The sequence below is a fragment of the Streptomyces aureocirculatus genome (assembly GCF_000720475.1).
Lineage (GTDB): Bacteria > Actinomycetota > Actinomycetes > Streptomycetales > Streptomycetaceae > Streptomyces > Streptomyces aureocirculatus.
Window position 1 is genome coordinate 62,786 of record NZ_JOAP01000037.1, and the last position, 8,072, is coordinate 70,857.

General features: G+C 68.1%; 7 protein-coding genes. 4 read left to right on the forward strand and 3 right to left on the reverse strand.

Annotated features, from left to right (window positions below; genetic code table 11):
• Positions 1-240: 240 nt before the first annotated feature.
• Entirely contained in the window at positions 241-465 is a 225-nt protein-coding gene (locus IG78_RS0129045; RefSeq protein ID WP_030568432.1) for an MbtH family protein, read from the forward strand.
• 257 nt (positions 466-722) lie between these two features.
• Here the strand turns inward: IG78_RS0129045 and IG78_RS0129050 are convergent, their stop codons facing one another.
• The gene (locus IG78_RS0129050; RefSeq protein WP_030568434.1) at positions 723-2,036 is read right to left on the reverse strand and encodes a lysine N(6)-hydroxylase/L-ornithine N(5)-oxygenase family protein; all 1,314 of its coding nucleotides are present in this window, start codon (positions 2,034-2,036) and stop codon (positions 723-725) included.
• Positions 2,037-2,436: 400 nt separating this feature from the next.
• On the opposite strand from IG78_RS0129050, the gene IG78_RS0129055 reads away from it, so the two are divergent.
• Entirely contained in the window at positions 2,437-3,081 is a 645-nt protein-coding gene (locus tag IG78_RS0129055) for an FMN-binding negative transcriptional regulator (protein ID WP_030568436.1), read from the forward strand.
• 277 nt (positions 3,082-3,358) lie between these two features.
• Here IG78_RS0129055 and IG78_RS42830 read toward each other — a convergent pair whose 3' ends face one another.
• Complete coding sequence (locus IG78_RS42830; protein ID WP_225881912.1) at positions 3,359-4,057, reverse strand: LmbU family transcriptional regulator; 699 nt, start codon at positions 4,055-4,057, stop codon at positions 3,359-3,361.
• A 1,376-nt stretch (positions 4,058-5,433) separates the two neighbouring features.
• On the opposite strand from IG78_RS42830, the gene IG78_RS0129065 reads away from it, so the two are divergent.
• On the forward strand, positions 5,434-6,627 hold the full coding sequence (locus tag IG78_RS0129065; RefSeq protein WP_037684871.1) for an IS701 family transposase: 1,194 nt from the start codon (positions 5,434-5,436) through the stop codon (positions 6,625-6,627).
• A 190-nt stretch (positions 6,628-6,817) separates the two neighbouring features.
• On the opposite strand, the gene IG78_RS0129070 is transcribed toward IG78_RS0129065, so the two are convergent.
• A complete protein-coding gene (locus tag IG78_RS0129070; RefSeq protein ID WP_030568442.1) occupies positions 6,818-7,435 on the reverse strand; it encodes a hypothetical protein in 618 nt (205 codons plus the stop codon).
• A 192-nt stretch (positions 7,436-7,627) separates the two neighbouring features.
• On the opposite strand from IG78_RS0129070, the gene IG78_RS0129075 reads away from it, so the two are divergent.
• A complete protein-coding gene (locus tag IG78_RS0129075; RefSeq protein ID WP_030568444.1) occupies positions 7,628-8,053 on the forward strand; it encodes a nuclear transport factor 2 family protein in 426 nt (141 codons plus the stop codon).
• Positions 8,054-8,072 lie beyond the last annotated feature (19 nt).

Consider the following 8,072-nt stretch of genomic DNA (forward strand, 5'->3'; position numbering starts at 1 on the left):
CCGCTGCGTGGATTTAACGGAGTTGCCACAGCGGGCGCGAGGGCGGCACCGGGCAATTCGCCCGGGCGCGGGGGGGTCTGGACGCCGGGGCCCGTATGGTCCGACAATGACGGGGCTGGCGCGTCTGTGCCAGGCTCGATCGGGACGCAAGCCCGACGGCACGGACTTGTGTCACTCAGTACATGGAATCGGTGCTTTCAGACGGAGAAGGCACCGGGCAGGCTTGAATTGGAGTGGACCATGAGCAGCAACCCGTTCGACGACGCGGATGGCCAGTTCTACGTCTTGGTGAACGACGAGGAGCAGCACTCGCTGTGGCCTTCCTTCGCGGAGGTCCCCGCCGGCTGGCGGGTCGTGTTCGGTGAGGCCGCCCGCCAGGAGTGCCTGGACTACGTGGAGCAGAACTGGACCGACCTGCGTCCCAAGAGCCTGCGTGACGCGATGGCCGCGGACGCGGCGGCCTGAGCCTGGCTCGCGCCAACGCGTCATTGACGCGGTGGGCCCCGGTGCCGTATAGCGGCGCCGGGGCCCATTCATGTCCGCAGCCCGGCCCCCCGGGCCTGCCGCATGCCCGCGGCTCCGGCCTCCGGACCTGCCTTCTGCCCGTAGCCCCGGCCTCCGGACCTGCCCGCACCTGGCAGGTGCCCCGCACCCGGGCAGGCGAACGGCCCGTCAGCGAGGGCCTGACGGGCCGGTCCGTGCGTGGGTGACTCAGACGTGGCTCAGGCCTTCGCGCCGGTGCCGCGCCGCCCGACGAGGGAGTCGGCGATCTCACCGCTGCGGACGGCGATGTTCGAGAGCAGCGACGACGTGAGGCCGTGCGTGTGCTCGGTGCCGCCCTGGAGGTAGATGCCGCAGGACAGCTCCGGGGTGGTGGCGACGCGGTAGTCGCGCTCCACCTGGTGGCGGCCCTCGGTGTCCCGCAGGCAGAAGCGGTCCAGGTCGCCGAGGAGTCCGGTCGGGTCCATGGTGCTGTAGCCGGTGGCGAAGACGAGCGCGTCGACGTCCATCTCGTGCTCCGTCTCGCCGTCGAGCAGCGTGTGCAGGACGACACGGGTGTCGTCACCGGAACGCTTGACTTCCTTGACCCGGGTGAGGTTCAGGAAGTGCAGCCGCTGGGCGCCCGCGACCTCCTCCTCGTAGCTGCGCCGGAACAGCTCCCTGATCACGGCGTCGTCGACGACGGAGTAGTTCGTGTTCTTGTGGTAGCGCCAGAACGCGTCCCGCGTCTTGTCGGTGCCGAAGTGGTAGTGGTCGACCGCGTTCGGGTCGAACACCTGGTTGGCGAAGGGCGTGTCGTCCGCGACGGAGTAGCCGTACGACGGCAGGATCGCCGAGACCTGGGCCTGCGGCAGCATGTCGTGCAGGTACTTGGTGATCTCGGCAGCGCTCTGGCCGGCGCCGACGACCGCCACGTTCTTCAGTTCCTCGGGCCGCATCCTGTTGAACTTGGCGAGGAACTCCGAGCTGTGCCACACGCGCTCGTCGCGCTCCATGCCCTCGGGCATACGGGGCACGAGGCCGGTGGAGACGGTGACGTTGCGGGCCTTCACCACGCGGGTGCCGCCGCCCACGGTGTCGCGGACCACGACCTCCAGATGCTGGTCGCCGCCCGGGGTCTCCTCGTCGACCACCCGGATCTCGGTGACCTCGGAGTTGTAGGAGACGCGGTCCTTGAAGCCCGCCTCCGCCCACTGCAGGTACTGGTGGAACTCCTGGCGGGTGGGGAAGAAGTCCTGGTTGTTCACGAACTGCACGAGGCGGTTCGAGGCGTGCAGGTACGAGACGAAGCTGTACTTCGACAGCGGGTTGCGGAAGGTCGCCAGGTCCTTCAGGAACGAGATCTGCATCGTCGCCTGTGGAAGCAGCATGTTGCGGTGCCAGCCGAATTCCGGCTGCCGTTCGAAGAACGTGGCCGTGACCGGCTGTTCCGGGGAATTCCCCTGATGTTCTTCGAGGGCGATGGCGAGAGACAGGTTGGACGGGCCGAACCCGATGCCGACGATGTCGTATATCTCGCGCTCACGAGTACCCATAGATTTATCTCCCGCTGGTGTAGCTTCGACTTCGACAGGGACTTCCGCATTTTCGATGAGGCAATTGCGGTTACCCAAGATGACCTTGGATGGAAATGCTTCGGTCGGAAATGCTGTCAACTCTCGTCCGACGTAGGGCTGATGGTCTCGATAATCTCGACCGGTGATCCGGGAGACACGCGTTCAGTATTGCGCCTGAGAACACCGCCACGCCAACTTAGAGGGGCCGGGCGTACCTTTCAAGGGGAACCGGCCGTACTGTCTGCCAAGCACCACTGTCCTGCCGACAGGACAGCCCGGTGGCCCAGTCAACTTTCTTGCCGACGACTCTCAATGCCCTGGTAGCGTCGGCGAGTTGGCACCATACCGTGAGTGATATCAACGAAGGGGTGAACTCCGGATGTTCGTTCCCAGCCAGTACCGCCAGCCGGACAGTTCGTGGATGCTGGACATCATCCGCGGCAATCCTTTGGCCCAGTTCGTGAGCAACGGCAGCCCCGAGGAGGGCCCGTTCGTCACGCACCTGCCGGTGATACAGGACCCGGAGTGGCACGGCGAATGGTCCAACGACCTCGCCGGCGGCCGGCTCCTCGGACATATGAACCGCGCGAACCCGCACTGGAAGTCCCTGGAATCGGGCAGCGTGAATCTGCTGACGTTCACGGGACCGCACGGCTATGTTTCGCCGACGGTCTACGAGGTGACGCCTGCCGCACCGACATGGAACTTCACCTCGGTCCATGTGCACGGAATCGTGGAGAAGATCGAGGGGATAGACAACACCCTCGAGGTCGTACAGGCCACCGTGCGCGCCTACGAAAAGGACTTCGGCGCCGGGTGGGACATGACGGAGTCCTTGGAGTACTTCCGGAAGATCGTCCCGGCCGTGGGCGCGTTCCGCATCAAGGTGACCGGGGCCGAGGGCATGTTCAAGCTCAGCCAGGAGCAGCCCGACGAAGTCCAGGAGCGCGTGCAGCGGTCCTTCGGCGACCGTGAGTGCACCCGGCACCAGGCTGCGGCACAGCTCATGGGCAAGCTGCCGTAGCGCGTCGGCGCAGGGCCCGCGCTCCCTTCAGGAGGAGCCCGGGCCCTGCGCGGTGCATGACTGTCCGCCGAGGTCAACAGCCCTGACCTCGGCGGACGGTGGACAGCTTGCGGACGCTGTGGTGCTTACGGGCGTCGTGCCGTTCACGGACGTCATGCCGCTCGCGGACACTGTGCCGTTCAGGACGACGTGCCGTTCACGGACGTCATGCCGTTCACGCGGCGTGCCGCTCGCGGACGTCCGGGTCGCCCCGGCCCGGCCGGTGCGGCCGCACGGTTCAGGCGCTGATGCCCGCCTGCTCCCGCTGCGCCTCTTCCTCCTCCACCAGCGCGCGCTCGGCGGCGTTGTCCAGCGTCGCGAGCACCCACTGCTCGAAGTCGATGCCGGACTGCTCGGCGGCCTTGTGCCACCACTGGAGCCGGCTGCCCGGAACGGCGAGCCGTCGCATCGTCTCGGGGGTCCCCGATCCGTCACGCACCTCGTCCTCACGGGCGTCCCGGATGGCGCTGCGCAGTTGCTTCGTCGTCCACTGCATCTGCTCGGCGCGGTCGAGCCAGAGTTCCTGCTCGTCGATGGGCAGGGACGCCAGCTCGGCGTGGTGCTGGAAACTCAGCGCCGCGCGGCGACGGCTGAAGTCGAACCGCCGTGACACCCACGCGTAGTTGCGCAGCGTCTGGTACTGCAGTCCGGCCGCGCGGATTCCACGCTGATAGCGGTCGGTGTAGTGGTCCTTGCCGTATACCAGCCAGTCCCCGAGCCACCAGGAAGAGGAGTTTACGATTCCGGAGAGCTGGCGTCCGGCCCGCTCCCAGTCCTCGAAGGTCAGCCCGGCCGGCATCTGCAGGCCCACCTTCGTCGTCAGGACCTGGCCACGACGCTCGTCGACTCCGGGCTTCCGCTGCCGCGGAACCGCGGTCGCGTTTCTGCGGAACAGCACTACCTTGGAGTCCTCTACGTCGCTGACCTGGTTCGTCATCATGCCTCCATGTGAATGAACGTCGAACGGACGCGGACGCGACAGTCCGCATCCGATCGGGAAAAAGCCATGCGGGTATGGCGCAGCCAAGTCCGGATCCCTCACGGATCGGGCGCCCTCGCGCAGCGCGAGGCACAGGCTGGCCTATCAATCACAGCCGATCGGCCGGATGAGGGCTTGTGCAAGCCGCTCGCCGATTCGGGTCGTCAGAGTTCCGTCAACTCACGGCTGGATCCGTCGGCGTGGCAACGTGCTCGTACGCCGTCGGCCCTTCCTCACCGTTCGAGGTGGCCGCCGGCACAGCGCACGGGCAGGTCCGGCCGTTCGGCGCGCCCGTCAGGACCGCGCAGAAGGCATTCAGTCGGCATGTGTGCAGATACGTACATCAAGTACTCGCCCCGTTCAACTACTCGCCCCGTTCGCCTCGACCACGACCCCTCGCGTGATCAGGTGGCGGTCGTCGACGTCCCCCGTCGGCACCGAGCCCCCGTCTCGCAAGCGGTCTCTTCCAAGGCCTACCCGAGTAGAACCCGGCGCCTGTTGGAGATTCAAGGAAGAGGCCGTCGCTCGTCGCGACTTTTCGAAGTTCGAACAAGATAGCTCAGCTTCGCTATCGCTGTCCCGGGTGCGCGGTACGCGGATCCCGCCCTTCCGCATGTGCATCACCGATCAACTTCCGCCAGGAGAAGCAAGAATTCAGCCAACCCATCTTGTGGCGAAACAGTTGCAGAAGAGAAGGAGACCGCCAGGGAACGCGGATGCCTCGGCGAGTTTGCGAGCCGGGAACGGCCGGTTCTGACGCGGCGGGCACCAATGGCGAGCCAATAGCGGAATCCACGGACACCCAGAGAGCCCCAGTATTTTCCATACGGACCCTTAACGCCAGTATGAGCCACGTCACTTGAGCAGCTTCCGGGTGGATCGGCGAGGCAACCGTGACAAGCCGCCCGCACAAGTCGAGCGGTGTCGAGCGGAGTTCGCGGCGCGCGCCGCGACGGGAGGCGCGGGCCGCGGCCACGGCAGGAAGCGGAGGCGGCGCGGCACTCCGCGCGGCTCCGCTGCCGCCACCGCGCGGCCGAGGGCCCCGGCACCGTCCCGCCGCACCTCCGCGAGCAGTACGCGACCAGTACCGGAGGGCGCCCACAGGCACCCGCGGGGGCCCGCCGTACGCCCGTCGCGCGCTCGCGCGCGGGCGCTGTTTGCTGGCGTGGTTGCCACACCGGGCACACCCGCCGCAAGATGGTGCGACGCGCTCGCGGATCCTAGACTCGACGCTCGGCAGCCGCCGCTCAGGGACGTCCGGGAGGGATCGCAGCATGGTTGTGCCCTGCGCATTGCCCATATCGACTCCGGTCAGTGGGGTGCCTGAGACCGAGCTGCCCGAAACCCGTCTCGCGTCCCCCTTCAGCACCTTCACCGACCAGGTCTTCCAGAACCTGCGCCGGGCGGACCAGCGCCGGTGGGCGGGGGCCTATCTCGCGGGGCTGCTCATCACTCCCGGCAAGAAGTCCGTGCGCCGGCTCGCGGGCGCGGTCTCCCCGTCCCCCACCGCGGTGCAGTCCCTGCGGCAGTTCGTGAGCCTGAGCCCCTGGGACTGGGAACCGGTCATGTACGAGCTGACGCGCTGGGCCGAGGGCCATGGACCGGCCGCCACCTGGGCGATCGGCCGCGCGGTCCTGCCCAAGCGCGGGGACCGCTCGGTGGGCGTGCACCGCTACTTCGACCCCGCGTCCGGGCGCACCCTCAACTGCCAGCTCGGGCTCGGCGCCTTCCTGGGCATCGGTTCCCTACAGGTGCCCGTCGACTGGCGGCTGCTGCTTCCCGCGCCATGGACCGAGGACCCCCAGCTCCGCAGGCGCGCCCGCATCCCCGACGGGGTCGGCCACCGCCCGCTGTGGGCGCAGGCCCTGGACCTGGTCGACACCCTGCACGCCCGGACCGCGAGAACGGCCACGCCCGTCGTCGCCGACATGAGCGACGACCCGGACGTGAACCTGTTCCTGCGCGGGCTCAGCCAGCGCGCCCGGGACTTCGTCGTCGCCGTTCCCCAGCATCTGAAGGTGCTCCCGGTCGGCGAACGGACGCCCGGCGCCCCGGAGCCGGTGAGCGCGCGGGTCCACATCTCCTCGGGCCACATCGACCCGGTGCTCGTCACCGCGCCGGACGGCAGGCAGCAGCACACCCGCGCCCAGTCCGTCCTCGTGCGGCTGCCCGGCGCGCGGCCCGGCGCCACACCGGAGTACCCCTATCGGCTCTTCACCGAGGCTCTTCCGGAAGGCCGCCCGGGGACCATGTGGATCACCAGTCTGACCCATCAGCGACTCGACAACGTTGCCTCGCTGGCCACCCATCGCGCCGGCACCACCACCGCGGTGGCGGGCATGGAACGGCACTTCGGCCTTCTCGACTTCGAGGGCCGTTCCTTTCCCGGCTGGTACCACCACATGACGCTGGTTTCGGCTGCATATACCTATCAGCGCTTGACGCACCGGCCCGTTCCACGGCATTTGCCCTGCTGCCCCGCTCCCCTGCCGCGGCGAACCGAGGAACAACTGCACCCGGTCCCTTAATCAGGGCTTCCGCGATACGGCATTCTCCCGAGCGCGTACCGGCCGGCTCTATTGACGGGAAGTCAGTCGCAGGGCCGCGACAGGAAAAGGGTGCGGCCCCGGAAACCGCCGGGGGAGGTCGGTTTCCGGGGCCGCGGGATCGGTACCGGCGTGCATCGGCACGGCCGGCCCGAAGCTGAGGGCCGCTAGGTCATGTCACCCAGCCCGTATAGCGCTGGGAGCTGCCCGGGGTGTTGCCCGGGATGCCGTGGGGGGTGCGGCGCTCCGCGCGGCGTTCGTGTTCCTCCGTGTCGAGCAGCTCCGACACCGAGCGGACAAGCCAGGCGTTGACGGAGAGGCGTTCCCGGACCGCGGCCGCCTCGATGCGCCCCTTCAAGTGCTCGGGCGGCCGGAAGTTGATGCGCGAGGGCGCACTCTCCTCCTTGGCCGGTGCGCCCCCCTCTTCGGTCGGCGTGCTCCCGTCCTCGACTGCCACGGCTGGCGCCAGTGACGCCATGGATGGCGCCATTCCGTTCCGTGTGTGGCCGACGGCGGGCCGGGGGTCTTCGTCGAACTGCTGCTCAGGTGCGGACTGCGTCACGACGAAGGTCGGATCGAGACCTCGCAGCCGGATCTCGACCGAACCGGTGCTCAATTCCTGGGTGATCTCGTCAGCGGCGGCCGACAGGGCGTCGAGGAGCGTGAGGCGGACGGCGGAGGACAGTGGCGTGACAAGGCGTTCGGCGAGTTCCCGTGTCGCCTCGTCCCCCGTCTCCACCACGCCCGAGAGCTCCTGGCGCAGGCTGTCGACATACCGCGCGAGTTCCATGGCGCCATAGTTGCACCACACTGGCGCCACGCGCAAGCTTTCGAGTCCTGCTTCCACATCAGTGCCCGGCCGGACCCGCTGCGGATCGCCAACTCGTGGCGGGAATGGGGCGTCTGGCTTACGCTCGCCGCCACAGGCGCACCACACTGGAACTCCACGACCAGGGACGGCACGTGACGAGGAGTTGGTGAGATGTCCACTCAGTCCCCCACGGGATCCGCCGAGGCCACCAGAGAAGTGATCGACGCCTATCTGAACCGTCTTCAGGAGCGGGACCTGGACGGTGCGGTGCGGTTGTTCTCGGAGTCGGTGGAGTGGGTCGCCCCCGGTTCCCCGGACGTGCCGTGGTCGGGCAACCGGTCCGGTCAGTCGGGCGTCATGGCGTTCTTCCGAGAGCTCCACGAGTACCTGCAGCCGGAGGAGTTCACCGTCACGCACATCGTGGTCGACGGCGAACAGGGCGTGATCCTCGGCCACCTCCGCGACACCGTCAAGGCCAACGGGAAGCCGCTGACCACACCCTTCGCGGCCCATCTCACGGTCACCGGGGGCCAAGTCACGCGCTACCACCTCTTCGAGGACACCTACGCCCTGCACCGCGCCGTCACCGAAGCCTGAGCACCCCCCCCCAACCCCC

Bases quoted from the DNA above. Each gene is read 5' to 3' on its own strand.
- IG78_RS0129045 (WP_030568432.1), top strand. From the start codon at position 241: ATGAGCAGCAACCCGTTCGACGACGCGGATGGCCAGTTCTACGTCTTG.
- IG78_RS0129070 (WP_030568442.1), bottom strand. From the start codon at position 7,435: ATGGAACTCGCGCGGTATGTCGACAGCCTGCGCCAGGAGCTCTCGGGC.
- IG78_RS0129050 (WP_030568434.1), bottom strand. From the start codon at position 2,036: ATGGGTACTCGTGAGCGCGAGATATACGACATCGTCGGCATCGGGTTC.
- IG78_RS0129055 (WP_030568436.1), top strand. From the start codon at position 2,437: ATGTTCGTTCCCAGCCAGTACCGCCAGCCGGACAGTTCGTGGATGCTG.
- IG78_RS0129075 (WP_030568444.1), top strand. From the start codon at position 7,628: ATGTCCACTCAGTCCCCCACGGGATCCGCCGAGGCCACCAGAGAAGTG.
- IG78_RS42830 (WP_225881912.1), bottom strand. From the start codon at position 4,057: ATGACGAACCAGGTCAGCGACGTAGAGGACTCCAAGGTAGTGCTGTTC.